This window comes from Flavobacterium sp. 20NA77.7 (genome assembly GCF_031326205.1).
Taxonomy (GTDB): Bacteria; Bacteroidota; Bacteroidia; order Flavobacteriales; family Flavobacteriaceae; genus Flavobacterium; species Flavobacterium nakdongensis.
Window position 1 is genome coordinate 1490077 of the sequence record NZ_CP133721.1, and the last position, 26001, is coordinate 1516077.

The window sequence follows — 26001 nt, forward strand, 5'->3', positions numbered from 1 at the left end:
ATCATGAAAAGAAGAACATTTTTAAAAAATACAGCAGCAAGTACAACATTTATTGGATTGGGAGGCATTTCTCTAAGTAGCTTTTCCTCAGTAGACGAAAAAAAAATCACTATTTTACATACAAATGACGTACACAGTCATATAGATCCTTTTCCGGCAGATCATCCTAGAAATCCAAACATGGGAGGAGCAGCTAGAAGAGCAAGTATCATTGAGCAAATTAGAAAAGAAGAAAAAAATGTATTGCTTTTAGACGCTGGTGATATTTTTCAAGGTACTCCTTATTTCAATTATTATGGAGGTGAATTAGAATTTAAAATCATGAGCATGATGCAATATGATTTAGCTACAATGGGTAATCATGATTTTGACAATGGATTAGAAGGCTTTTATGCACAATTACCTCACGCAAAATTTGAATTTGTATCTGCTAATTATGATTTTAAAAACACCTTATTAGATGCTATAGTAAAGCCCTATAAAATTTTTACTAAAGACTCCGTTAAAATTGGAATTTTCGGCTTAGGCGTTGAACTTGAAGGCCTTGTAGATAAACAAAATTATAAAGAAACCATTTATCACAATCCTATTGAAGTAGCAAAAGATGTTACAAAAAAATTGAAAGAAGAAGAAAAATGCGACTTAATTATTTGCCTGTCGCACTTAGGGTTTAACAATAAAAATGAACCTGAAAAACCTTGCGATGTTAAATTAGCTCAAGAAACCAAAGACATTGACATTATCATTGGTGGTCATTCACATACATTTTTAGACAAACCTGTGATTTATAAAAATACTGAAGGAAAAAATGTGGTTATTAATCAAGTTGGCGCTTATGGCATCAACTTAGGAAGAATTGATTTTTACTTAAGTTCGGATAAGAAATACATTGGTCAAGAAAAAAACATTGTTGTATAATTTATCTTTTTTCTGATTTCAATATAAAATATTTCATATAGAAAAAATAAGATACTACCTGAGCAATTGTATTTAAAAACAAAAAAATTACATTGGTATCAATTTTTTTATTAAAAATAAAAAACAGGTCAGATACAACAAATGTAATAACGGCCAGCATCATATAAACATTCGATTTAGAATCATTAAACATGAATAATAGTGTGGAAATGATAGCTAAAAAAACTAATGTTAACCCAAATACATAAATAATATATTGTTCTACAACATCTCGAATCGTAAGTAAATTGACTACGCTAAAAAACAAATAGAACAAGAGAACTATAGTAACTAATACAGAAAAATTTAGAATAGACCATTTATATTGCTTAACTAACTTTATAAAATCTTTAACCAACTTATTTAATAGTAACATATAAGGTATCAGTAAAAAAAATAAACTTTGAATATAGTAATCTTCTTCACTTACTAAACTTAACATATCCCCAATAAAAAAAAGACATACAGAAAACAATACAAACTGTGATGGTTTTACCTTAATTTCTTCCATATAATAAAAATAGATTACAGGAAGTAAAGCGGGCTCACTAAGTAATTTTAAGTTCTCAATATGCCATAAGGAAGCAATTACATATACAATTGCAATTAAAAAATAAATTTGAACTAAGGTTAGCTTATTACTCATGTATCATATCTCGAAATTGATATTCCGTAATAATTTCAACTTTTAATTGATTAGCTTTTTCTAATTTTGAAGGCCCCATGTTAGCTCCAGCAATTACATAATTAGTTTTTGCAGAAATAGAACTTCCTACTTTTCCGCCATTGTCTTCAATAGCTTTTTTAAGCTCATCCCTAGAAAATAATTCAAAAACACCTGAAACCACAAATATCTTTCCATCTAACACGTTAGAAACCATAGTGTTTATTTCTTGTAACTCAAATTGAAGACCATATTCTTTTAAACGAGTAATATTTTCAATATTGCTTTGTTTTTGGAAAAAATCAAGCACACTTTGGGCAATACGCTCCCCTATTTCATCAACAGTAATTAAATCAATTAAAGTGGCTTGAGCTAAAGCATCAATCGTTTTATAATGTTTGGCCAATTTTTTTGCCACAGTTTCCCCAACATAACGAATACCTAAGGCATATAATACTCTATCAAAAGAAATAGTTTTAGATTGTTCAATTCCGTTCAATAAATTATCTGCAGATTTATCAGCCATTCTATCTAGAATAACAATGTCATTCTTTTTTAATGTATACAAATCTGCATAATTTTTGATCAATCCAGCATTGTACAATAAAGCTACTGTTTCACCACCTAAACCATCTATATCCATGGCTTTTCGGGTAATAAAATGTTGAATTCTACCGATGATTTGCGGTGGACAGCCATAAAAATTAGGACAATAATGCTGTGCTTCTCCTTCATTTCTGATAAGTTGTGTATGGCATTCTGGGCAATGGGTAATATAAACAGTGGGGTCTAATTGATTTCTTCTTTTGGCTACACCAATAATTTTGGGAATAATTTCGCCTCCTTTTTCCACATACACCTCATCACCAATTCTTATATCTAATTTTTGAATTTGGTCCGCATTATGTAATGAAGCTCTTTTCACAATAGTTCCTGCAAGTTGAACGGGCTCTAAATTTGCGACAGGCGTTATAGCCCCTGTACGTCCCACTTGATAAGAAATAGAATTTAAAACGGTACTTACTTGTTCGGCTTTAAACTTATATGCAATCGCCCAACGCGGTGATTTTGCCGTATATCCTAACTCTTCTTGGTAATGTAAATTATTTATTTTAACCACCACCCCATCTGTCTCATAAGGCAAGGTATGACGGTGTGTATCCCAATACTCTATAAATTCAAAAACCTGTTCGATAGAATTGACACATTTGCTTTGTTTTGGCACTTTAAATCCCCATTCGGTAGCTTTTTTCAATCCTTCAAATTGTGACGAAAATCCTAAATTATTTCCTATTAACCCATATAACAAACAATCTAAAGGACGTTTTGCCACCTCAGCACTATCTTGTAATTTTAAACTTCCTGATGCTGTGTTTCTTGGATTTGAATAAGGTGTTTCTCCAATTTCTATCAATTCTTGATTCATTTTTTCAAATCCTTCTAAAGGCAAAATAATTTCTCCTCTAATATCAAATTTTGAAGGATAATTTCCTTTTAAAACTAAGGGAATCGATTTAATTGTTTTAATGTTATTTGTTACATCATCGCCTTGAAATCCATCACCTCGAGTCAAAGCGCGTTTCAACTTACCATTTTCATAGGTAATACTAATAGAAGCACCATCATATTTGAGTTCACAAGTAAACTCTAAATCAACATTCCCTAATATTTTTTGACAACGATTTACCCAATCTAGTACATCCTCACGAGAATAAGAATTATCTAACGAATACATTCTATATTCGTGAGCAATGGTTTCAAAATTTTTTGTAATCGTTCCTCCTACGCGTTGAGTTGGCGAACTTTCGTCAAAAAAGTCGGGATTTTGAGATTCTAAATCTTGAAGTTGTTTTAACTTTATATCAAATTCATAATCTGAAATAGTAGGATTATCAAGCACATAATAATTATAATTATGTTGATTTAATTCTTCTCTTAACGCTTTAATAGTTTCTAAAAGATTCATCGATTAAGCAAGATTTAATAAAGTAATTAATTTGGAAAACAAGTCGCCCTTACTAATAACACCTCCATTTTGAATAATTTCAAAAATGGATTCATTACGTAATTCATTAACTGTCTTTTTCCCTTTTTGAATTTCAATTGCATCTGTAAATATATTTTCACTCAACCATTCTATTCCTTCTGAGGTAAAAAAGTCTACCTCTGGATTAGAGGTTTTAACTACTAATGACTCTAAATAATCGTCATAGCATTTAAACAAAAATATGTGATTTTTTGAAAAATGATCTACAAATTTGACATTTGTTAATGCTCTGTCCCAAATCAAATCTGAAAAAACATCTATTTCTTGTAAAGCAACTTCGGGCTTATTGTTTTTCAATTCATCCCATTCTTTTTTATCTATTGATTGTGTAGCTAAAAAATTGGTGAATTCTGGATGTAATTCTTCTAATTGTTCTTTTGTTAATCGAGCGTACTTCATGCCATCAATTTTATGATGGGTAAATATAAAAAAAGTCCCGAAAATATCGGGACTTTTAGTGTTGTATTTTAGAAATTAATTATGCTTTTTCAGCAACAATTTCATATGGTAATTCAACGATTACTTCTCTGTGTAAACGGATAGTTGCGTTATATTTACCTGTTCTTTTTACTAATCCACTAGTAATGAATTTTCTATCGATTGCATGTCCATTAGCTTCTAATGCAGTAGCAATATCCGCGTTTGATACCGAACCAAATAATTTTTCACCACCAGCTTTTGCAGTAATTTTGATATCTAAAGCTTTTAATGCATCAGCGATAGCTTTTGCATCAGCAACAATTTTTGCTTCTTTGTGTGCTTTTTGTTTCAAATTTTCAGCTAATACTTTTTTAGCAGAAGGTGTAGCTAAAATAGCAAAACCTTGTGGGATTAAATAATTACGTCCATAACCATTTTTAACAGTTACTACATCATCTTTAAACCCTAAATTTTGAACGTCTTGTTTTAAAATTAGTTCCATGTTGTTGTCCTTTTTTAAGAAGTTAGGTTCCTCATTGGGAAACCAACAACTTTGTTTTTAAATTATTTTAATAAATCCGCTACGTATGGCATTAATGCTAAGTGACGTGCTCTTTTAACTGCTACAGAAACTTTTCTTTGATATTTCAATGAAGTACCTGTAAGTCTTCTTGGTAAAATTTTACCTTGTTCGTTTACAAACTTTAGCAAGAAATCTGGATCTTTATAATCCACATATTTAATACCCGATTTTTTAAAACGACAGTATTTTTTTTGCTTATTTGTATCAATATTTAAAGGGGTAAGATATCTGATATCTCCTTCTTTTTTACCTTTTGCAGATTGTTCTATTGACATAATTAGTTTGCTTTAGTTTTTAATTTTTCTCTTCTTCTTTCAGCCCAAGATACAGCATGTTTATCTAAACTAACCGTTAAGAATCTCATGATGCGCTCGTCTCTTCTGAATTCAGTCTCTAAAGAAATGATTAATTCAGCAGGTGCTTTGTATTCAAATAAATGGTAAAAACCACTTTTTTTGTTTTGGATTTCATAAGCTAATTTTTTTAAGCCCCAATCCTCTTTAGCTACCATTTGAGCCCCTTTAGACGTAAGAAAATCTTCAAATTTGCTTACTGTTTCCTTTACCTGTTGCTCAGATAAAACGGGATTCAAAATGAAAACAGTTTCATAATTTTTCATAATTATTATTTTTAAATTGCGTGCAAAGATACAGTTTTTTATTTAATCTCCAAACGTACAATAACTAAAAGTTTTATAAAGAATTGAGATGGTTTTTATTTTTTTTCCTATATTTAGCATTTGAAAAACAAATTTGAGTAAAAACATCTCTAAACCATGAAGTTAAATACAATAGTTGTTGATGATAGCTCTATTCAAAGGATGACTATTGCCAAATTAATTAAAGAACACATACATCTTAAATTAAGTGGTGATTTTTCCAATGCTTTAGACGCTAAAAACTACATTTCTAATCATCTTGTAGATTTAATTTTTCTAGATATTGAAATGCCACACATTACTGGTTTTGATTTACTAGATGGCTTAAAAGTAAAACCACAAATCATTTTTGTTACTTCAAAAGCAGATTATGCTGTAAAAGCATTTGATTATGCTGCCGTAGATTTTCTACAAAAACCTATCAAAAAAGAACGCTTTTTAATTTCCGTAAAAAAAGCAGTTGAAATGTACCACTTAAAACGGGATGTTACTAATGACGATCACGGGCCACATATAATTATTAAAAGTAATTTAAAAAAAATAAAAGTTTTTACTTCTAAAATTAAATGGGTAGAAGCTTTTGGAGATTACATTAAAGTCGTTACGTATGACGAAACACACCTCGTTTTATCTACAATGAAAGCTTTTGAGAGTGAATTACCTAAAGAACATTTCTTACGAATTCATAAATCTTATATTGTTAATTTAGATAAAGTAGAACGGTTTAACAGTAAACATATAGAAATAGACGGAGAGAAAATACCACTGAGCCGAAACAAGAAAGAGGAAATTGTAACTATTTTAGAAAATTATTAATAGTCTACTTGAATTGTAACTTTTATAGCTCTATACTGTGGAACTGCTTCAAAACTAGTTAATACTTTTTTGAGTACAAGCTTAGTAGCTGATAAATTACTCGTGTTAGGAATTTTAATGAGTATTGTTCGTATGTATTCATTTCTAATTCTATTTACAGCAGGCTCTTCTGGACCTAATATAGGTAGCTTCATCGTTTGTGAAAGCACATTATATAACCACATACTACCTTCTTTTAATTTTGCGTATTCTTTGTGACGCAATTTGAGTTGAACTAACCGGTAAAAAGGAGGATATTTAAAATTTCTTCTTTCATAAATTTGCTCCTCATACATGGCTACATAGTTTCCATTAACAACTTGCTGAATCGTATTATGCAATGGATTGTAGGTTTGAATAACTACACTACCTAATTTATCTTTTCTTCCTGCCCTACCCGAAACTTGCATCATCATTTGAAATGCTCTTTCATAAGCCTTATAATAAGGCTGATTTAAAAGATTATCTGCATTGAGTATACCAACTAAAGTTACATGTTCAAAATCCAATCCTTTGGCTAACATTTGAGTACCAATTAAAATATCAATTTCTTGATTCTTAAATGCATCTAGCAATTTTTCAAAAGCAAATTTTCCTCGGGTAGTATCTTGATCCATACGGGCAATTTGTTTATCTGGAAACAACTTTTTTAATTCAAGTTCCACTTGTTCAGTTCCAAAACCTTTTGTAGACAAATCTAACGAATGACATTGATGACAATGGGTAGGTTTTGCCATACTGTATCCACAATAATGACAAGACAAAGTATTTTTGTATTTATAATACGTCAAACTCACATCACAACTTGGACATTGCGGCACATGACCACACGTCATACATTCAATATAAGGTGAATACCCTCTTCTATTTTGAAATAATAAGATTTGTTCACCATTAGCTAATGTTTCATGCATTCGAGAGAGAAGCTCATCAGAAAAATGACCATCCATGCGCTTTCTAAAATACTTATCTTTTAAATCAATAAGATGCACCTCAGGTAAGGCTGTGTCGTTGTATCTTTTAGTTAAAGTTACCAATCCATATTTTCCGCTTTGGGCGTTGTAATATGATTCAATACTTGGTGTAGCACTCCCTAAAACAACTTTCGCTTGATGCAATTTAGCTAATACAATTGCAGCATCTCTAGCATGATATCGGGGCGCAGGATCTTGTTGTTTATAAGTAGCCTCATGCTCTTCATCAACCACAATTAATCCCAAATTTGTAAAAGGTAAAAATAACGCGCTTCTAACGCCTAATACTATTTTAGTTGAACTATTTGTTTTTAGTAATTTTTGCCAAACTTCAATACGTTCATTTGTATTGTATTTAGAATGAAAAACTGCTATTTGATTACCAAAATAAGCAGCTAAACGTTGGACTAACTGCGTTGTTAAAGCGATTTCTGGCAAAAGCAATAGAACTTGTTCTCCCTTATTAATTGTTTCTTCAATTAATTTAATATAAATTTCTGTTTTTCCAGAAGCCGTAACACCGTGAAACAAACAAACTTCGTGAGAAACTAATTGCTCTCTAATAGATAAGAAAGTTTCCTGTTGCGCTTCACTCAATTGTATCTCATAACCTTCCTCTTTTTCAAAAACGATTCGCTCGTGATTAAGGTAGTAAACTTCAAAAATAGCCTTCTCTAACAATCCTTTTAAAACCGCATCAGACAACCCTGCTTTTTCAAGAAAATATTTGGTAGATATAGGTTTTTTTTCAACAGCTTGCAATTGAAAATAATGCAGTATTGCTTCTTTTTGTTTAGGGGCTTTATTTAGTGTTGCAAGTAATTCTTGTAGTGTTTCAGGTGTTGAAAAACTGTTACTTAATTTAATATACTTAACCAATTTTGGTTTATACACTTCTTGTACTTCTTCTTGAATTTGAAGCAGTCCTTTTTGCAGTAAATCTTGAACTAATGCGACGATTTTTTTCTTTGGAATAAATTTTTCAATTTCGGCTAAAGAGATTGACGTTTGATGCTGTAATGCTTCCAAAATAAGATATTGGTCGTCTGAAACATTAGTTGTTTCAACCGTTTTTTCATTCGCACTAAGTATGGTTTCGCTCTCTAAAATTAGCCCTGAAGGCAAGGCTGCTTTATATACTTCACCGATGGTACATAAATAATAAGACGCCAACCAAAACCAATGCTCTATTTGGATACTTGTAACAATAGGTGATTCATCTATAAGTTGAAGAATTTCTTTAGCCTCATATAAAGTTGGTGGATTTTGGTGCTTTTCTACTACCAAAGCGGTGTAATGTTTACTTTTCCCAAAGGGCACTACCACCCGCATACCTGGAACAATAAATTTATACTCCTCTTCATTTACCAAATAAGTAAATGTTTTATCTAAAGCAAGAGGCAGTATAACATTTATGTACATAATTTAGAAGTAATAAATTGAATGAATTACAAAGTATTTTGTGAGTTAATTCAATTTATCAGTTAATTTTTTAAATACGTCTTTAGCTTCTTTTCCGCCATATAATATTTGGTAAACTGCATCAATAATAGGTGTTTTAGCTTGATACATTTGGTTCAATTTATAAGCACTTTTTACCGCATAATATCCTTCTGCAACCATACTCATTTCCATTTGTGCAGATTTTACAGTATAGCCTTTTCCTATCATATTTCCAAACATCCTATTTCTTGAAAACACAGAATAGCCTGTAACTAACAAATCTCCTAAATAGGCCGAATTATTGATATTTCGTTTCATTTTATGAACTTGCTTAATAAAACGTTTCATCTCTCTAATTGCGTTACTCATCAATACGGCTTGAAAGTTATCTCCATATCCTAATCCATGTGCCATACCTGCAGCAATTGCATAAATATTTTTTAATACAGCTGCATATTCTGTACCAATAATATCATCTGTAATTTTTGCTTTGATGTAGTAACTACTTACATTTTTGGCTACATATTTTGCCATTTCTCTATCCGAACAAGCAATAGTCAAGTAAGATAATCGTTCCATAGCAACTTCTTCTGCATGACAAGGACCTGTAATTACACCAATTTTATCATACGGAATAGAATAGGTTTTATGAAAATGTTCGCCTACTATAAGACTTGTTTCGGGAACAATTCCTTTGATAGCAGAAAATATCGTTTTACCTTCTAATGAAACCGTCATTTTTAGTAATTCATCACTTAAAAAAGCGGAAGGAATGGCAAAAATAACAACATCAGCATATGCTATTGCTTCATTAATATCATCTGTAAGTACTAATTTTTCCGTATTAAAAGCTACTGAACTCAGGTAATTTGGATTGTGCTTTTGTTCTTTTAAATGTTGTAAAGCATTAACATTTCTCATGTACCAAGCTATTTGCTCTTGATTTTCACATAACATTTTTGCAATGGCTGTTGCCCAACTTCCTCCTCCTATTACTGCAAATTTTCGTTTGTTTTCCATAATTTAAAAAAATGAACTTCAAAAGTACACTTTTCTACTAATTGGGACAAATTCAACAGCATAAATCATAAATTTTTCTTAAAAAATTATATTTATAAGATTTTGGCACAATTTATGAAAACATCTAATCGTTATCCTATTTATAGAATAGTATAAAAATTGAAGTAATTTTTTAAATAGTTTTAGTTTAGTTAGTTTGTAAAAAAAGCCCCAAATTGGGGCTTTTTTATTGGATTGAATATATCAATTTTAATAACTCATTTCAACAATTTCTCTAACTTTATCCAAAGTAATGTTTTGTTTTTCGCCCAAAGCTAACCAACCTCGTTCTTGAAAACGTTGAACTATACTATCGGCTGTTTTTTCAATGTCTTGTGCATTTTCAGATAATTTTGTTTTCATACCCATAGTATGTAAAAAATCAATCGTTTTTTCAATTGCTTTTTCGGCTATTTCATCCGTTGATGAACCGTTCAAATTCCAAACACGTTGGCCGTATTGTGCTAATTTATCTTTCTTAGTTTCAAACATAACTTTATATAAGTTAGGTCCAATAATCGCTAACGTTCTCGCATGATCAATTTCGTATAAAGCCGTTAGTTCATGCCCTATCATATGTGTAGCCCAATCTGAAGGAACTCCTTTTTGAATCAATCCATTCAAGGCCATTGTAGCACACCATACAAAATTTGATGCTAATTTATAATTTGTTGGTTCTTCTACTACTTTAGGGCCAATCTCAATTAACGTTTGCAAAATACTTTCCGCAAGTCTATCTTGCAATAAAGCGTCATGCTGATAGGTTAAATATTGTTCCATAACATGTGTAAAAGCATCAACTACACCATTTTGCAATTGTCTTTTAGGTAATGATTCAATACATGTTGGATCTACAATGGAAAATTTTGGAAACAAAGCCGAACCTCCTAAGGTCAACTTTTCTTGTGTCGCTTCAATAGAAACTACTGCCCCCGAATTCATTTCTGAACCTGTTGCAGGTAACGTAAGTACTGTTCCAAAAGGAATCACAGCACTTGTATCTTTAAACAAAATTCTTTTTCTTAAAATTTCGATAGCATCTCCTTCATAAGTTACAGCTGCCGAAATAAACTTTGCACCATCAATTACACTTCCGCCACCAACAGCTAAAATAAAACCTATTTTTTCTGCTCGAATAATTTCAACTGCTTTCATCAAGGTTTCATAACGTGGATTAGGTTCAATACCCCCAAATTCGACAATATCAAAACCAGAAAGTGCCGTTTTTACTTGGTCATAAATTCCGTTTTTAAAAATACTTCCTCCTCCATAAGCAAGAAGAATTTTTGTATGCGTTGGAACCAATTCATTTAGTTTTGCTATTTGTCCTTTTCCAAAGACATAATTTACAGGATTGTATAATTCGAAGTTTGTCATTATTTTATTTTTTTAAGTGGGTAAAGTTAGGTAAAGTCAAGGAAAACGATTGGTAAAGTAATGTTAAGAAATTACTTTTTATAAAAATTATTATGCGCCACATATTCCGCAACTTTATTGGGCAACATAGGAACTACATTTTTACCTTTTTTAATGCTTTCACGAATAAAGGTGGAAGACAATTCAATTACAGGCGCACCAACTCTGTGGATTTTCGGATGATTTACAAATTGCTCATCAATTTCACCTGAATTCACTCGTGGATAGACATAAATTTCGTGGTCTTGCAAAATCGCTTCATAGTTTTTCCATTTATGCAATGAATTCAAATTGTCTTCACCCATAATCAAGGAAAATTCATGCTTCGGAAATTTTTCTTGTAAATGTGCTAAAGTATTAACGGTATAATTGGGTTGCGCTAATTTGAATTCAATATCCGAAGGCTTTATTTTTGGAAAATCTTCTGTTGCCAAATGTACCATGTGCAATCTATGATAATCATCCAGTAAAGTGCTTTTCTTCTTATGCGGATTGTGTGGCGTAACCACCATCCAAATTTGATCCAAATCAGAATGCTCTGCCATGTGATTGGCAATAATTAAATGACCAATGTGAATGGGATTAAACGTTCCGAAATACAATCCGATTTTCATCTTTTTAGTGATTAGTAAACAGTGATTAGTGATTAGCTTTAAGTGTTTTAGAAAAAGCGTTAATCATTTTTGACTCTTCTTCAATTTGATTTAATAATTCTTGAAATAATTCCAAATTAGTAATAAAGTCTAATTCTTTCGCTATAATCAATTGAGTTTCAATTTCAAATAAAGAACCTCTAGCAATATCTAAAAAGTGACTAAATGATTTATCTGTATTTCTACCAAAGCCTTCAGCAATATTTGAAGAAATTGATATAGAAGCTCTTTTTAATTGACTTGAAAGCGCATACATTTCTTCTTGAGGAAAAGTTTTTACAAGTTGATAAACTAATTTTACAATTGTAATTCCTTTTTTCCAGATTAATAAATCTTTGTAGGATTTTATTTCATTCATGTTAAGCTAATTACTAGTCACTTTTTACTAATTACTCTTTACTAATAAAATCCTTTACCAATTTATAGGCATCTTCTTTTGCCACGTCTAAATCATAATTTTTAATGATGATATCAAATTGTGGTGCAGTAGCTAATTCAACAGAAGCTTTTGCGATACGCATGTTAATTTTGTCTTCACTTTCGGTCGAACGTTGTTTTAATCGGCGTTTTAGTTCGTCAACACTAGGTGGTTTTACAAATACAGCTAACGTTTCATTGGGAAATTTATGTTTTATTCGCAAACCTCCGGCTACATCTATGTCAAAAATTACGTGTTTTCCTAAAGCCCAGATGCGCTCTACTTCGGCTTTTAAAGTGCCGTAGAAATTATCGGTATATACTTCTTCCCATTCTACAAAATCTTCTGCCTTGATGTGCTTTTTAAATTCGTCCCAAGAAATGAAATAATAATCTTTTCCATGAACTTCTTCTCCACGTGGTTCGCGCGTTGTACAAGAAATAGAGAATTCTAAATTCAAATCGGGCTGGGCTAATAAATGCCTTACTATAGTTGTTTTTCCTGAACCTGATGGCGCAGAGAATACAAGTAATTTTCCTTTATTCATTGTGTTGTTGTTTTTGCCACGGATTAAGCGATTATAACGATTTTAATCCGTGAAAATTTGTGAAATCTGTGGCTTAAACTATAAAACGTTTAAAACTTGCTCCTTAATTTTTTCTAATTCGTCTTTCATCATTACTACCAATTTTTGCATTTCGGTATGGTTTGATTTTGATCCCATAGTGTTGATTTCTCTTCCCATTTCTTGGGTAATGAAACCTAATTTTCTACCATTAGCTTCTGTTCCATTTAAGGTTTCTAAGAAATAATTCAAATGGTTTCCCAAACGCACTTTTTCTTCGGTAATATCATATTTTTCTAAATAGAAAATCAATTCTTGTTCAAAACGATTTTCATCAACATTCACTTTTAGTTCATCTAAGGCCGTGCGTAAACGCGTTTTTACGGTTTCTACGCGCTCGGCATCATATGAAACCGCTTCGTTCATTAATTTTTCAATATTAGCAATTCTTAATTGAAACTCTTTCTCTAAAGATGCACCTTCATCTTTTCTAAAATTCGCAATATTTTCCAACGCTTCATCAATCACGCTTTGGATTTGTTTCCATTCGTTTGCATCGATTTCGTCACGCTCGGTTTTTAAAGCATCAGGCATACGAACGGCCATTTTTAATAATTCCGTTTCATCAGCATTTGGTAGTACGGCTTTCATTTGGTTCATGTAGCCATTTACAATTGGCACATTAATTTTTGAAGACGTTTCTTCGCCTGTAACTTCCACATAAAGCGAAAAATCTACCTTTCCACGTTCTAAACGTTGCGAAATTTGATTGCGTAAGCCCAGTTCCATTTCACGAAAAACAGAAGGCATACGTGTATTTAAGTCTAAACCTTTACTATTTAGCGATTTGATTTCTACGGTAATTTTTTTGGTTGGTAATTGCAAAGATGCTTTCCCAAAACCCGTCATGGAGTGTATCATAATTATATAAAATGTCGTCAAAGATATGAAAAGTTCTTAGTAATTAGTGAATAGTGAATAGTGATTAGTCTTTTCAAAAATGCTAATTACTAATTACTTGTCACTAGTCACTTTTTTCTGCGTTACCAAATAAACCCCAACAAATATTAACACCGCCGAAATCAATTTCACCAAACTCAAATCGTCTTTTCCTAAGCTTACTGCGAAAACAGTCGCAAATAATGGTTGTAAATAAATAAAAACCGCAACGGTTGTGGGTTTAAGTTCACGCATAGAAATTAAATTAAGCAAATAGGTTAAGAAGGTTGAAAACACGACTACAAAACCAATTTTCCAGAAAATATCCGTGGGTAAATGAGCAAAATCTATCGCTTGAAATTCGTTCCAACCAAAAGGTAGTACCATCAAAAACCCAAATGTATAAATCCATTTTACAAACGTAAATGCGTTGTATTTATCCATTAATTTTTTGACGATAATCAGATAAAATGCATAGGAAACTGCATTGATAAATACCAATACATTTCCTAATGAAGCATTTGTCGCATTTGCCATAGATTTTCCGTACAAAATTAACGTTATGGTTCCTGCTAAGCCTAAAATGATGCCCAACACTTTTCTGTTTTCCATGCGTTCTTTTATAATGAATGCAGATAAAACGAGTACAATCATCGGTGTGGTGACCATTAAAACGGCTCCCATAATGGGCGAAGTATAACTCAATCCTTTAAAAAAAGTAAGCATGTTTAAAGCTACGCCAAAAAATGCTGCTGCTATAATGCGAGAAAAATCTTGTTTGTCAATTTTTTCTTTGGGTCCGAAAAAGGAAATCAACCAAAATAACAGAACCGATCCCCCCACCCGCATGACAATAAATCCAAACGCGTCTACATATTTTGGCATAACATCTTTAGCAATCGTAAAAGTTACACCATAAATAATGGAAACTAAGGTAGCGGCAACTAAAGCCCAGCTTCTCTTACTCATTAGCTAAAAATTCAATGGCTTTTTGGACTACCTTCGGGCTATTTCCTACAAAAATAGAAGGATTAATAATGATTACGGGACGAGCTAGAAAAGTATAGTGTTCTAAAATAAATCTTTTAAAATCGGCTTCAGATAATTTTTCGTCTTTTAAACCCATTTCTTTATATAACTTAGCTTTTTTACTGAAAAGAATTTCATAACTTCCTGTCAAGGCATACATTTCTTCTAACTGTTTGACTGAAATAGGCTCTTCTTTTATATCTTGAAATATAAAACCCTCTGTTTTAGGTAATGATTTAATGATTTTTTTACACGTATCGCACGTTTTTAAGTAATATATTTTTCGCATGGTCAATTTAAGTGAGAGTCTATTTAATAAGTAAATAATTATCTAATTCATCATAACTCATAAAAACTTCATAATGTCCTTTTTCAAATGAAGCTATCTCGTTTAGGTTATAATAAAAAGTAATTCCTTCAATAGTAAATAAAAGGGTATTAGCTAATTTAAATCTGTTGTTGGGAAAACAAAAACCTTGTGCATTGTAAGAAAGCGAAGGATTAATACCGTATTTTGCTCTAAATTTTAATTCTACTAATTGAGTAATCTTAAAAATAGAACTAAAAATATCTTCTGTTTTTAATTGTTTTCCTGAAATTTTATCAAATACAAGTGCTCTTTTATCTGCAAATCCATTAGATTCGCCGTAGGAAGAATAATAATTGATAACAATATTTACGAAATCTTCTGTTTCATATTCAACATTGGTTTCTAAATGGTATTCCCAGCTTTTTAACTTATCATTAGGCACTTGTTTTTTCACATCTTTATAGGAAGTGATAAAACTTGTAGTTAGGTCGTTGTAGTTACGTATTGTAAAATTATTATTTTCTATAAAACTTGAAATTTCTTTGATGTTTTCGAATATAATTTTATTTATACTGTCTGCATTTTTAGCTTCGACAACTTCCATTTGAATATTTGCAGAATTATAGTCTGAAGTTAATTTAGACGGATAATATGACGTATACGCTTTTCGTTCAAAAATAATTTTATTTGAACAACTCCAAAAGGAAATTACAAACAAGACAAGTACTGAATAAGAAGTATATTTTTTCATGATTATCCGCAACATGTTACCTAAATTATTTCATAGCAAAAATCAAGCCAAATAAATAAAAATCGGGGCAAACCCCGATTAGTATAATTATTCTTGACTAGCTAAATAACGCTCTGCGTCTAAAGCGGCCATACAACCTGTTCCAGCAGCTGTAATGGCTTGACGATACACATGATCTGCAGCATCTCCCGCTACAAAGACACCTGCTACATTCGTCTTAGACGTACCTGGAACATTTACTATATAACCTGTTTCGTCTAACGTAATAAAATCTTTAAAAATTGCGGTATTTGGTTGGTGTCCAATAGCTACAAAGAAACCCGTTGCAGGAATATCATGTTCTGCACTAGTTACTGAATTTTTAACTCTTACACCTGTCACAACTTGACCATCACCTAAAACCTCAACAGTAGAAGTATTGGTTAAAATTTCAATATTTTCTGTTTTTCTAACACGCTCTTCCATAATTCTTGAAGCACGGAATTTATCTGTTCGAACCAGCATAGTCACTTTCTTACACATTTTTGATAAATAATGTGCTTCTTCACAAGCACTGTCTCCCGCTCCTACAATAACCACTTCTTGATTGCGATAGAAAAAACCATCACAAACAGCACAAGCAGAAACACCACCGCCTAATTTTAAGTAATGCTGTTCTGAATCTAATCCTAAATATTTGGCAGAGGCGCCTGTAGAAATAATAATTGTTTGGGCGTGAATTTCCTTTTCATCATTAACCCAAACTTTATGAATAGGTCCCGAAAAATCGACTTTAGTTACCCAACCATCTCGAATATCCGCATTAAATCGTTGTGCCTGAGCCTGCAATTGCACCATCATTTCGGGCCCGCTTATTCCGTCTGGATAACCCGGGAAATTTTCCACTTCATTTGTAGTTGTTAACTGTCCTCCTGGCTGTGTTCCTTGATACAAAACAGGATTCATACTTGCTCTGGCTGCATAAATAGCTGCTGTGTAACCTGCAGGACCTGAGCCTATTATTAAGCATTTTACTTCTTCTATTGTTGACATAAGATTGGTGTTATTTTGGGCAAATATAAAACAATAAAACCCTAAATACAACTAAGAGAAATTCATTTTTCTAATGTTAAAATAGGTAAACCCTATGAGTCAATATATGCAATAATATTATAAAAAAAACTTTTTAACAATTGGCTAACCAAAACTAATTAATATGTACTTTTGTGTCATTAAAAATTCATTTATGATATACAAGTTTAGAGTTATCCTTGATGCCGAAGAAGACATTTTTAGAGACTTAGCGATAGAGTGCCATTCAACATTAGAAGATTTACACAATGCTATCGTCAATGCATTTGGCTTTGATGGCACAGAAACAGGTTCTTTTTTTACATGTGAAGACGATTGGACTTGGAACGAAGAAGACGAAATCCCTATGTTTGATACTGGTGATGTTCCGGGTGAAATCAAAACAATGGCCGATTTTGCTATTGATGACTTAATGCATCAAGACAATACAAAAATGGTTTATGTATATGATTTTTTCAATATGTGGACATTTTTCTTAGAATTAGCTGCAATTGAAACTCCCGAAGAAGGCGAAACCTACCCTACTTTACTTTTTGCTCATGGCGAATTACCAGCCGAAGCTATACAAAGTGGTTTTAGAGGCGGTGAAGTAACTGATGAGGATTTATATGGAGATTTTGAAGATGATTTAGACGAAGAAGACTATGATCTTTTTGAAGGTGATGATAGTTTTGAAGATATGGGATTTGAAGAAAACTGGAACTAATTAATATACACAATGATCAATTTATTTAATGCACACATTGAAAACCTATCCATTCATAGAGTAGGAAATAAAAGCCGAAACGAATCTATTTTTTTATCTGCCCAGCCTTATACGTTGAATGACGAAATAATGCCTCTTCTTAAAGAATACTTTTTTAAAGCGTTCAGAGAGAAAGAAGAAAACTATTATCAATTTGCACACGAAGTTGATTTAGAATATAACGAGTTATATAACTTTGCTACCGAAATTTTTGCAAATCCAACTCAAATCCACGAGGTTTCTAAAAAAATTACCACTCATTTATTTGAGCAATCTAATCACCCACATATAAAAAACGGAGAAGTTTATGTAGCGTATTTCACGAACACATCTATACAAAACAATGTAGTTGATGCTGTCGGTATTTTCAAAAGTGAAATCAAAACTGATTTTTTACAGTTTGAAGAACAAGAAGATAATTTAGAAATGGTATTACAACAAGGTATTAATTTAAATAAGTTAGATAAAGGTTGCATTATTTTTAATTTCAAAAAAGAAGAAGGTTACAAAATTTTATCTGTTGATAGCAATCGTTATGATTCAAAATACTGGTTAGAACACTTCTTAAATGTTGATGTTTTTCAAGACGAAACGTTCATGACCAAAAAATATTTACAATTTTGCAAAGACTTTGCTAAAGAAGTAGTACTCCCTGCAGAAGACAAAAAAGAAGAAGTATTGTTTATGAATCGTGCGGTAAATCATTTTGCTAAAAATGACGCTTTTGAAGAAACAGCTTTCTTAAATGAAGTGTTAGACAATCCAGATTTAATTCCTGAATTCAAAAATTACAAAGTAGATAGAGGTGCCAAATACAGCATTGAAGACGTATCTAGTTTTCCTATTGCAAACGCTGCCGTTACAGACATTCGTAAAAAATTACGAAATGTAATTGAATTAGACACCAATATTCAAATTAAACTTGATTTTGTTAACCCTGAAAGTGCCGAAAAATTTGTTGAAAAAGGTTGGGACGAAGAAAAACAAATGTACTATTATTTAGTTTATTTCAATAAAGAGCAAAAATCATAAGACAGTACTATTTTATATAAAACTATTTTAAATTCCTCAGCATAATGTGTTGGGGAATTTTTGTTTTAATTACGTATATTTGTGTAACAACTTATCTACTACATTATTATGATTCATAAAAAAAGTATAGTATCAAGACTCAAACGCTTTTGGAAAATCCTTGGTCCTGGTCTAGTAACAGGTGCTAGTGATGATGACCCTTCTGGAATTGCTACCTATTCTCAAGCCGGAGCAGCCTATGGACTAACAACTCTTTGGACTTCAATTGTAGCTTTTCCGCTCATGGCTGCTATCCAACAAATGTGTGCGAGAATAGGTGTTGTTACCACTCAAGGATTAACTGGCACCTTAAAAAAACACTATCCCAAACCTATTTTATATACTATGCTAATTTTTAGCTTTCCCGCAATAGTTATGAATATCGGGGCCGATATAGCAGGCATGGGGGCGGTAGGCAATTTATTATTTCCGAATATAGACGCTTCATTTTTTAGTGTATTTTTTACTATTTTACTATTAGGACTTATTATTTATTTACCCTATCAAAAAATAGCCTCAGCTCTAAAATACTTATGCATTGTAATGTTAGTCTATTTTATAGTTCCTTTTTTATACAAGCAAGATTTTAAAGAAATACTGAGCGCGACATTTATCCCTAAACTAACATTTGATAAAGAATTTGTTGCCATTTTAGTTGGTATTTTAGGGACTACTATCTCACCCTATCTCTTTTTTTGGCAAGCTTCTGTGGAGGTGGAAGAAATGAAAAACAAGAAAAAGCATATTGTTGTAAATAAAAAAATCATTCACGACATCAATCAAGATGTAGATTTTGGCATGACTTTTTCTGGATTTGTGATGTACTTCATTATTTTAACTACTGGAACGGTTTTATTCAAAGCAGGCATTCATCAAATAGACACTGTTGAACAAGCTGCTTTAGCTTTAAAACCATTAGCAGGCGATTTAGCCTACTTACTTTTCGCTGTGGGAATTATTGGAACGGGCTTAATAGCTATACCTGTTTTAAGCGGATCGCTTTCTTATATTTTTACTGAAACATTCGGTTGGGAACAAGGACTCGATAAAAAATTTCATGAAGCAAAAGGTTTTTATCTAATTATTGCTATTTCGCTAATTTTAGGATTATCACTTAATTATGTCGGTATATCTCCAATAAAAGCATTGATTTATACCGCCATTCTTTATGGTATTACCGCACCAGTACTCATTGCTATCATTCTACATATTTCAAATAACAAACAAATTATGGGTAAAAATGTAAATGATTTAAAAACTAATATTCTAGGATTTACCGCTTTAATAATTATGACAATTGCGGCTGGACTACTTCTTTATTTACAATTTTAAAAAATAAAAATTAACATTTGTTCGACATGTTTATCAATAAGATATCACGAAATTTAATTTAATACCTAAATCAATCATCTGTATTATCAACCAAATCTATTCGCTATGAAAAAAGCAATTGTTATAGGAGCTACTTCTGGTATTGGAAAAGCTTTGGCACGAGTATTAGCAAAAGAAAATTACAGTGTAGGTATTACAGGTAGGCGAACTCACCTATTACAAGAATTGAAAAATGAAAATCCAAGTGCTTTCTTTGATTACACTATAGATAATTCAGATTTAACAACTGTTAAAGAAAAACTTGAATCATTACAACAACAATTAGGCGAAATAGATTTAATTGTTCTCTCGGCTGGGGTAGGTTTTGAAAATCCAGATTTTGAGTTCGAAAAAGAAACACAAACCATTCAAACCAATGTTTTAGGTTTTACAGCTGTTGCAGAATGGGCGTATTCTTTATTTACAAAACAAAAAAAAGGGCACTTAGTCGTGATTTCTTCTATAGCAGGTTTAAGAGGAAATCCTGATGCTACAAGCTATTTCGCCTCAAAAGCCTACCAAATAAACTTTACGGAAGGCCTACAAAAAAAAGCAATTCTATCAAAATTACCAATTACAATAACAGACTGTAGACCTGGCTTCGTAGCTACTAAGATGGCACTAGGAGATGGTATTTTTTGGATGGCTTCACCAGAAAGAGCAGCACATCAAATTTATACAGCTATAAAAAGTAAACGAAAAGTTGCCTATATTACTAAACGTTGGTATTTAATTGCATTACTTTTAAAATGTGCACCAAAATTTCTGTATGCTAAATATAATTAACATAAATTTTGTAACATTCTATTTCCTTTGTAGTCTAATTCTGTAATCAAATTAAACATACCTTGGAAACAATATTAAAAATTTCAAACCTTCACAAGAAATACAAAAATGTTCATGCGGTTAACAACGTTTCGTTAGAAATTCACAAAGGCAATGTATACGGCATCTTAGGACCTAATGGCTCTGGAAAATCTACCACGTTAGGAATTGTCCTAAATGTAGTAAACAAAACTTCTGGCGACTTTGAATGGTTTGATGGAAAAAGCAGCACCCATGATGCCTTAAAAAAAGTGGGCGCTATCATTGAACGTCCAAATTTTTACCCGTATATGACCGCTGGTGAAAACTTAAAACTAGTTTGCAAAATTAAAGATATTCCGTTTACAAAAATTAATGAAAAACTAGAATTGGTAGGCCTTTTAGACAGAAAAGACAGCAAATTTAAAACGTTTTCATTAGGCATGAAACAACGTTTAGCAATTGCATCTGCCTTGTTAAATGATCCCGAAATATTAATTTTAGACGAACCCACAAATGGTTTAGACCCTCAAGGAATAAGACAAATTAGAGATTTAATTAATCTAATAGCACAACAAGGAACCACTATATTACTAGCTTCGCATTTACTGGATGAGGTAGAAAAAGTTTGCTCTCATGTCATTGTGCTTCGCTACGGCGTTACACTTTACCAAGGAACGGTTGATGGAATGCTTGCCAATGAAGGGTATTTTGAATTAGAAGCAGCAAATCAAGAAAAACTTATACAAGTTATTACAGCACATCCCGCGGTTGAAAAAACAGTACAACAAGATACTAAAGTATTAGTTTACTTAAAAAGTCCATTAGAAGCAGAAGAGTTAAACACGTATCTTTTTAATAAACAAGTTGTACTCTCGCATTTAGCTAAACGTAAAACAAGTTTAGAAGAACAATTTTTAAAATTAACAAACTAATTCGTAAAACCATAATTTAGATGAAACGGTTACTTAGCATAGAATTACAAAAAATTTGGCAAAATAGATCTAGTAAAATATTAGTTATACTCTATTTTGCTGTATTAAGCTTTATTGCACTTATTGCTTCTATTGAAATTGAAATAGGCCCCATAAAATTGTATTTTGCCGATATGGGCATTTTTAACTTTCCTTATATTTGGCATTTCAACACTTATATTGCTGCTTTTTTTAAAATATTTTTAGCGGTAGTAATTGTTTCCATGATGGCTAATGAGTACAGCTATGGCACCCTTAAGCAAAATTTAATTGATGGCATGAGTAAAAAAGAATTCATTTTATCAAAATTCTATACAATCTTATTTTTTGCGTTCATATCTACTGCCTTTGTTTTTAGTATGAGTCTGCTATTAGGATATTCTTTTTCTGCTTTTAACGAAATTGGAATTGTCTTTTCTGACTTAAGTTATCTAGTTGCCTATTTTATAAAACTAACTGCTTTCTTCACCTTTTGTTTATTTTTAGGTCTATTAATTAGAAAATCTGCCTTTGCGCTTGGTTTCTTATTTGTTTGGTTTATAGGTGAAAACATATCCTATGGTATTTTAGGAAGATTTGTTTTCAATGATTTTGATACAGCTTATCAAATTAAACGTTTTTACCCGCTTGAAGCCATGAATAACCTTATTGTTGAACCTTGGACACGATTAAAAGCAGTAAAAACATTAAGTTCTCAAATTGGAGAAGAAATCACCAAGCAATATAACGTTACATTTACTAATGTACTCATTGTAATTGGTTGGACGCTCATTTTCTTATTTTTATCTTATTATATCGTTAAAAAAAGAGATTTATAGTATCTTTGCGATGCTATGAAAAAAATAGTTTCCCTTATTCTCGTTTGTAGTTTTACAGCCGTTTTTGGACAACAAATAACTGTATCATCAAGCTATACCGCACAACAATTAGTGGAAAATATATTGATTAATAATCCATGTATTCAAGTATCTAATGTTTCTGTAAGTGGTGGAAATTTTACTACCGGAGAAAAAAGTTATGGCTATTTTAATGCTAACTCCACTATTCTTCCGTTTCAAGAAGGTGTTTTACTTACTACAGGAAAACTAAATAATGCTGTGGGCCCTAATTCAAATTTTGCTGATGACGGTGGAAGTATGGGATGGAATGGTGATTCAGATCTGAATACGGCACTAAATTTATCTAACACATTTAATGCAACAGTACTTGAATTTGATTTTGTGTCTTTAGCTAACAACATTCGTTTTGAATATATTTTTGCCTCCGAACAATATTTATCTAATCCATCACCCAATCAATGTAATTATACTGATGGTTTTGCTTTTTTACTAAAAGAAGCGACCGCTTCAACCTACCAAAACCTAGCGGTAATACCTAACACCGCAATACCTGTAAAAGTAAACACCGTTAGAGGAAATGGAACAATTTGTCCTGCAGCCAATTCGGCTTATTTTGACGCTTTTAATAATGGAAGTTACCCCACTACATTTGATGGACAAACAAAAATACTTACGGCACAAGCAACTGTTATACCTAACACGCCATACCATATTAAATTAGTAATTGCAGATGAAGGCAATTACAGATATGATTCAGGTATATTTTTACGAGCAGGCAGTTTTGATGCTACAAAATATCTAGGTGAAAACAGATTACTTGCAACCAATAATCCTTTGTGCGCAAATGAAACGCTTATACTTGACGCCACAGAAACAGCAGCCACAAATTACCAATGGTTTTTAAATGGCACAGCTATTAGCGGCGCTAACAACCCTACCTATACAGTAACACAAACTGGTATTTATAGTGTTGAAATAACTGTAAATACTACTTGTATAATTACGGGGCAAATTGAAATTGAAACTGCACCCAATTTAATACTAAATCAAACTTCTTTTTCGGTATGTGATACAGACACTGACGGAGTAGCGCCCTTTGATTTGAATGTAATAAAAAATCAACTGTTTACCAATTTACCAAGCAATATAAATATAGATTTTTACATTGTACCAAATGGATCAACACCACTTCCAATTACATTTACAAATACCGTCCCTTTTCAACAAACCATTTATGCGCTTATTACCAATTATCCTTCATGTTATACACCATATCCTATTCAACTAACCGTACATACATTTAGCACTTTATTTCCAACAGAAGTTAAATTAGTGTGCAACAATCAACCCATAGAATTAGTTGCTCCTTCAGGCTATTCAAATTACAATTGGAACACCAATCCACCTCAACAAAGTACTTCTATTTTTGTTTCAAATGCAGGAACTTATATGGTGAATTTTACAAATAGTAATGGTTGTTCGCAATCAAAAACCTATCTTGTTGAAACTTCAGAAATCGCTTTAATAGAAGATATTGAAACGACTGACTTTGAAGATGTTACACAAGCAATGATACGTGTTTCGGGAAATGGCATTTATGAATATGCGATTAACGGAAGTCCATTTCAAAACACCCCGTTTTTTACACTAACCGAACCTGGAGAATACACTGCCATAGTGAATGATACAAGAGGATGCGGAAGTGTGTCAAAAACGTTTTATGTATTAAATTATCCTAAATTTTTTACCCCAAACGGAGACAGTTACAATGATTTATGGCAAATTAAAAATTTAGACAAAAAAGGATGGGGTTCTAGTAAAATTTATATTTTTGATAGATACGGTAAATTACTCAAACAGTTAAAACCGGCAGAAGACGGTTGGGATGGTACATTCAACAACCATAACCTTCCCGCAACTGACTATTGGTTTGTGTTAGCCTTACCAAATGGCAAAACAATACGAAGTCATTTTACCTTAAAACGTTAAAATAAAAACCAAATGAGAAACGTATTTTTTATTTTTATTGGAGGAGGCCTTGGAAGTACACTTCGGTATGCTATTAGTTATTTTTTTGCTAAAAATCAAGGAAATCAATTTCCTTGGGCTACCTTTGTAGCAAATGGATTAGGCTGTTTAGTAATTGGTCTCCTTTTTGGATACTTCCAAAAAAATAATGTACAAAACGACAGCTTAAAATTATTTTTAACCGTTGGTTTTTGCGGTGGATTTACTACGTTTTCGGCCTTAAGTCTAGAAAATTTCCAATTCATTCAAAATCAACACTATAATTTAGCAACAATCTATACAACAACCTCATTAGTTATTGGCTTACTAGCCGTTTACGCAGGTTTTAAACTATCAAATTAATGTTAGAATCACATCAAATAAGCACACTCAAGTCACTTTTAGAAACACCTAAACGTATTAGTATTATTCCGCACAGAAATGTGGATGGTGATGCTATGGGTTCAACTCTTGGACTTTACAACATTCTCAAACAACTCAACCATCAAGTTACTGTAGTGGTGCCAAACGACATTCCTGAATACTTAAAGTGGCTTCCAGGAACAGACAATACAATTGTATTTGAAGGGAACGAAACAAACAACGCGACTAGAATTTTAGAAGAAAGCGAACTCATTTTTACGTTAGATTTTAATGCATTGCATAGAACAGGAGAGCAAATGGAACGTGTTTTAAAAACACTACCCGCTACTTTTGTAATGATTGATCATCATGAAAAACCAGATACCTATGCCGCATTTACATTTTCGAGCACCACGTATGGTTCAACGTGTCAAATGGTATATGACTTTATCCAAGATTTAAACCTAAGCCACTACATAAACAAAGACGTGGCAAATTGTCTATATACAGGAATTGCAACAGATTCTGGCGGATTTAGATTTCCAAGAACAACAGGCGACACGCATCGTATTGTAGCAGATTTAATTGACAAAGGTGCCGAAAACACCCAAATCTACATTAACTTGTATGACAATTCTAACTACAATCGCTTACAATTATTAGGTCGTGCTTTACAAAACCTACGTGTATTACCTCAATACAACACCAGCTATATTGCGCTTTCACAAGATGATTTAGACGAATTCAACTATGAAAAAGGCGATACGGAAGGTATTGTAAATTATGGTTTAACAATAAAAGATGTTGATTTTACTGCTTTTTTCTCTGAAAATAAAGATGAAAAAATAATTAAAATATCGTTCCGCTCACAAGGCGACTTTGATGTAAACCAACTTGCACGTAAACACTTTAATGGTGGCGGGCACATAAATGCAGCAGGTGGCAAATCTTTTGACACTTTAGAAGAAACAATCAATAAATTTATTGCTATTTTAGCAACTGAAAAAAAATAACT

General features: G+C 32.1%; 28 protein-coding genes. 11 read left to right on the top strand and 17 right to left on the bottom strand.

Annotation, left to right across the window (positions count from 1 at the left end; translation table 11 throughout):
- The first annotated feature begins 3 nt into the window (after nucleotides 1-3).
- Nucleotides 4-918, top strand: a complete 915-nt coding sequence (locus RF683_RS06595) for a bifunctional metallophosphatase/5'-nucleotidase (protein ID WP_309531546.1) — start codon at nucleotides 4-6, stop codon at nucleotides 916-918.
- A gap of 1 nt (nucleotide 919) precedes the next feature.
- Here RF683_RS06595 and RF683_RS06600 read toward each other — a convergent pair whose 3' ends face one another.
- The 6 genes from RF683_RS06600 to rpsF form a co-directional block, all read right to left on the bottom strand.
- The gene (locus RF683_RS06600) at nucleotides 920-1603 is read right to left on the bottom strand and encodes a hypothetical protein (protein WP_309531547.1); all 684 of its coding nucleotides are present in this window, start codon (nucleotides 1601-1603) and stop codon (nucleotides 920-922) included.
- Nucleotides 1596-3587, bottom strand: coding sequence for an NAD-dependent DNA ligase LigA (gene ligA, locus RF683_RS06605; protein WP_309531548.1), 1992 nt, complete (start codon nucleotides 3585-3587; stop codon nucleotides 1596-1598). The genes RF683_RS06600 and ligA overlap by 8 nt, the downstream gene beginning before the upstream one ends.
- Nucleotides 3588-3590: 3 nt before the next feature.
- Entirely contained in the window at nucleotides 3591-4067 is a 477-nt protein-coding gene (locus tag RF683_RS06610) for a DUF6495 family protein (RefSeq protein ID WP_309531549.1), read from the bottom strand.
- 79 nt (nucleotides 4068-4146) lie between these two features.
- On the bottom strand, nucleotides 4147-4590 hold the full coding sequence (gene rplI / locus RF683_RS06615) for a 50S ribosomal protein L9 (RefSeq protein ID WP_298654943.1): 444 nt from the start codon (nucleotides 4588-4590) through the stop codon (nucleotides 4147-4149).
- Between the two features lie 62 nt (nucleotides 4591-4652).
- A complete protein-coding gene (gene rpsR, locus RF683_RS06620; RefSeq protein ID WP_041252071.1) occupies nucleotides 4653-4949 on the bottom strand; it encodes a 30S ribosomal protein S18 in 297 nt (98 codons plus the stop codon).
- Nucleotides 4949-5290 (bottom strand): 30S ribosomal protein S6, encoded by a 342-nt coding sequence (gene rpsF / locus RF683_RS06625; RefSeq protein WP_298654940.1) that lies wholly within the window; start codon nucleotides 5288-5290, stop codon nucleotides 4949-4951. The genes rpsR and rpsF overlap by 1 nt, the downstream gene beginning before the upstream one ends.
- 156 nt (nucleotides 5291-5446) lie before the next feature.
- Between rpsF and RF683_RS06630 the strand changes: the two genes are divergently transcribed.
- The gene (locus tag RF683_RS06630) at nucleotides 5447-6145 is read left to right on the top strand and encodes a LytR/AlgR family response regulator transcription factor (protein WP_309531550.1); all 699 of its coding nucleotides are present in this window, start codon (nucleotides 5447-5449) and stop codon (nucleotides 6143-6145) included.
- Here the strand turns inward: RF683_RS06630 and priA are convergent.
- The 11 genes from priA to trxB all read right to left on the bottom strand — a co-directional run bounded on the left by priA (nucleotide 6142) and on the right by trxB (nucleotide 16773).
- Complete coding sequence (gene priA, locus RF683_RS06635; RefSeq protein ID WP_309531551.1) at nucleotides 6142-8580, bottom strand: replication restart helicase PriA; 2439 nt, start codon at nucleotides 8578-8580, stop codon at nucleotides 6142-6144. The two genes, RF683_RS06630 and priA, sit on opposite strands and share 4 nt — an antisense overlap.
- A gap of 45 nt (nucleotides 8581-8625) precedes the next feature.
- Entirely contained in the window at nucleotides 8626-9621 is a 996-nt protein-coding gene (locus tag RF683_RS06640) for an NAD(P)H-dependent glycerol-3-phosphate dehydrogenase (protein WP_309531552.1), read from the bottom strand.
- A 249-nt stretch (nucleotides 9622-9870) separates the two neighbouring features.
- Complete coding sequence (locus RF683_RS06645) at nucleotides 9871-11037, bottom strand: iron-containing alcohol dehydrogenase (RefSeq protein WP_309531553.1); 1167 nt, start codon at nucleotides 11035-11037, stop codon at nucleotides 9871-9873.
- A gap of 71 nt (nucleotides 11038-11108) precedes the next feature.
- Complete coding sequence (gene nadD, locus RF683_RS06650) at nucleotides 11109-11690, bottom strand: nicotinate (nicotinamide) nucleotide adenylyltransferase (protein WP_309531554.1); 582 nt, start codon at nucleotides 11688-11690, stop codon at nucleotides 11109-11111.
- Between the two features lie 25 nt (nucleotides 11691-11715).
- The gene (locus RF683_RS06655) at nucleotides 11716-12087 is read right to left on the bottom strand and encodes a four helix bundle protein (protein WP_309531555.1); all 372 of its coding nucleotides are present in this window, start codon (nucleotides 12085-12087) and stop codon (nucleotides 11716-11718) included.
- Between the two features lie 31 nt (nucleotides 12088-12118).
- The gene (gene gmk, locus RF683_RS06660) at nucleotides 12119-12694 is read right to left on the bottom strand and encodes a guanylate kinase (protein WP_309531556.1); all 576 of its coding nucleotides are present in this window, start codon (nucleotides 12692-12694) and stop codon (nucleotides 12119-12121) included.
- Between the two features lie 78 nt (nucleotides 12695-12772).
- A complete protein-coding gene (locus RF683_RS06665) occupies nucleotides 12773-13633 on the bottom strand; it encodes a YicC/YloC family endoribonuclease (protein WP_309531557.1) in 861 nt (286 codons plus the stop codon).
- Nucleotides 13634-13726: 93 nt separating this feature from the next.
- Nucleotides 13727-14620, bottom strand: coding sequence for a DMT family transporter (locus RF683_RS06670; protein ID WP_309531558.1), 894 nt, complete (start codon nucleotides 14618-14620; stop codon nucleotides 13727-13729).
- Nucleotides 14613-14969 (bottom strand): arsenate reductase family protein, encoded by a 357-nt coding sequence (locus RF683_RS06675; protein WP_309531559.1) that lies wholly within the window; start codon nucleotides 14967-14969, stop codon nucleotides 14613-14615. The genes RF683_RS06670 and RF683_RS06675 overlap by 8 nt, the downstream gene beginning before the upstream one ends.
- Nucleotides 14970-14988: 19 nt before the next feature.
- Nucleotides 14989-15741, bottom strand: coding sequence for a DUF3298 domain-containing protein (locus tag RF683_RS06680; RefSeq protein WP_309531560.1), 753 nt, complete (start codon nucleotides 15739-15741; stop codon nucleotides 14989-14991).
- A gap of 87 nt (nucleotides 15742-15828) precedes the next feature.
- A complete protein-coding gene (gene trxB / locus RF683_RS06685) occupies nucleotides 15829-16773 on the bottom strand; it encodes a thioredoxin-disulfide reductase (protein ID WP_309531561.1) in 945 nt (314 codons plus the stop codon).
- A 193-nt stretch (nucleotides 16774-16966) separates the two neighbouring features.
- Between trxB and RF683_RS06690 the strand changes: the two genes are divergently transcribed.
- The 9 genes from RF683_RS06690 (at nucleotide 16967) to RF683_RS06730 (ending at nucleotide 25999) form a co-directional block, all read left to right on the top strand.
- The gene (locus RF683_RS06690; RefSeq protein WP_309531562.1) at nucleotides 16967-17518 is read left to right on the top strand and encodes an IS1096 element passenger TnpR family protein; all 552 of its coding nucleotides are present in this window, start codon (nucleotides 16967-16969) and stop codon (nucleotides 17516-17518) included.
- 12 nt (nucleotides 17519-17530) lie between these two features.
- The gene (locus RF683_RS06695) at nucleotides 17531-18589 is read left to right on the top strand and encodes a nucleoid-associated protein (protein WP_309531563.1); all 1059 of its coding nucleotides are present in this window, start codon (nucleotides 17531-17533) and stop codon (nucleotides 18587-18589) included.
- Nucleotides 18590-18697: 108 nt separating this feature from the next.
- On the top strand, nucleotides 18698-19960 hold the full coding sequence (locus tag RF683_RS06700) for an NRAMP family divalent metal transporter (protein WP_309531564.1): 1263 nt from the start codon (nucleotides 18698-18700) through the stop codon (nucleotides 19958-19960).
- A gap of 105 nt (nucleotides 19961-20065) precedes the next feature.
- A complete protein-coding gene (locus tag RF683_RS06705; protein WP_309531565.1) occupies nucleotides 20066-20785 on the top strand; it encodes an SDR family NAD(P)-dependent oxidoreductase in 720 nt (239 codons plus the stop codon).
- A gap of 62 nt (nucleotides 20786-20847) precedes the next feature.
- Nucleotides 20848-21738, top strand: a complete 891-nt coding sequence (locus RF683_RS06710; RefSeq protein WP_309531566.1) for an ABC transporter ATP-binding protein — start codon at nucleotides 20848-20850, stop codon at nucleotides 21736-21738.
- 20 nt (nucleotides 21739-21758) lie between these two features.
- On the top strand, nucleotides 21759-22595 hold the full coding sequence (locus RF683_RS06715) for an ABC transporter permease (RefSeq protein ID WP_309531567.1): 837 nt from the start codon (nucleotides 21759-21761) through the stop codon (nucleotides 22593-22595).
- Nucleotides 22596-22610: 15 nt separating this feature from the next.
- The gene (locus RF683_RS06720; protein ID WP_309531568.1) at nucleotides 22611-24605 is read left to right on the top strand and encodes a choice-of-anchor L domain-containing protein; all 1995 of its coding nucleotides are present in this window, start codon (nucleotides 22611-22613) and stop codon (nucleotides 24603-24605) included.
- Nucleotides 24606-24617: 12 nt separating this feature from the next.
- Nucleotides 24618-24986 carry a fluoride efflux transporter CrcB gene (gene crcB, locus RF683_RS06725; RefSeq protein ID WP_309531569.1) on the top strand — a complete coding sequence of 123 codons (369 nt, stop codon included), beginning with the start codon at nucleotides 24618-24620 and terminating at the stop codon, nucleotides 24984-24986.
- Nucleotides 24986-25999 carry a DHH family phosphoesterase gene (locus RF683_RS06730; protein WP_309531570.1) on the top strand — a complete coding sequence of 338 codons (1014 nt, stop codon included), beginning with the start codon at nucleotides 24986-24988 and terminating at the stop codon, nucleotides 25997-25999. Before crcB ends, RF683_RS06730 begins: the two co-directional genes overlap by 1 nt.
- Nucleotides 26000-26001 lie beyond the last annotated feature (2 nt).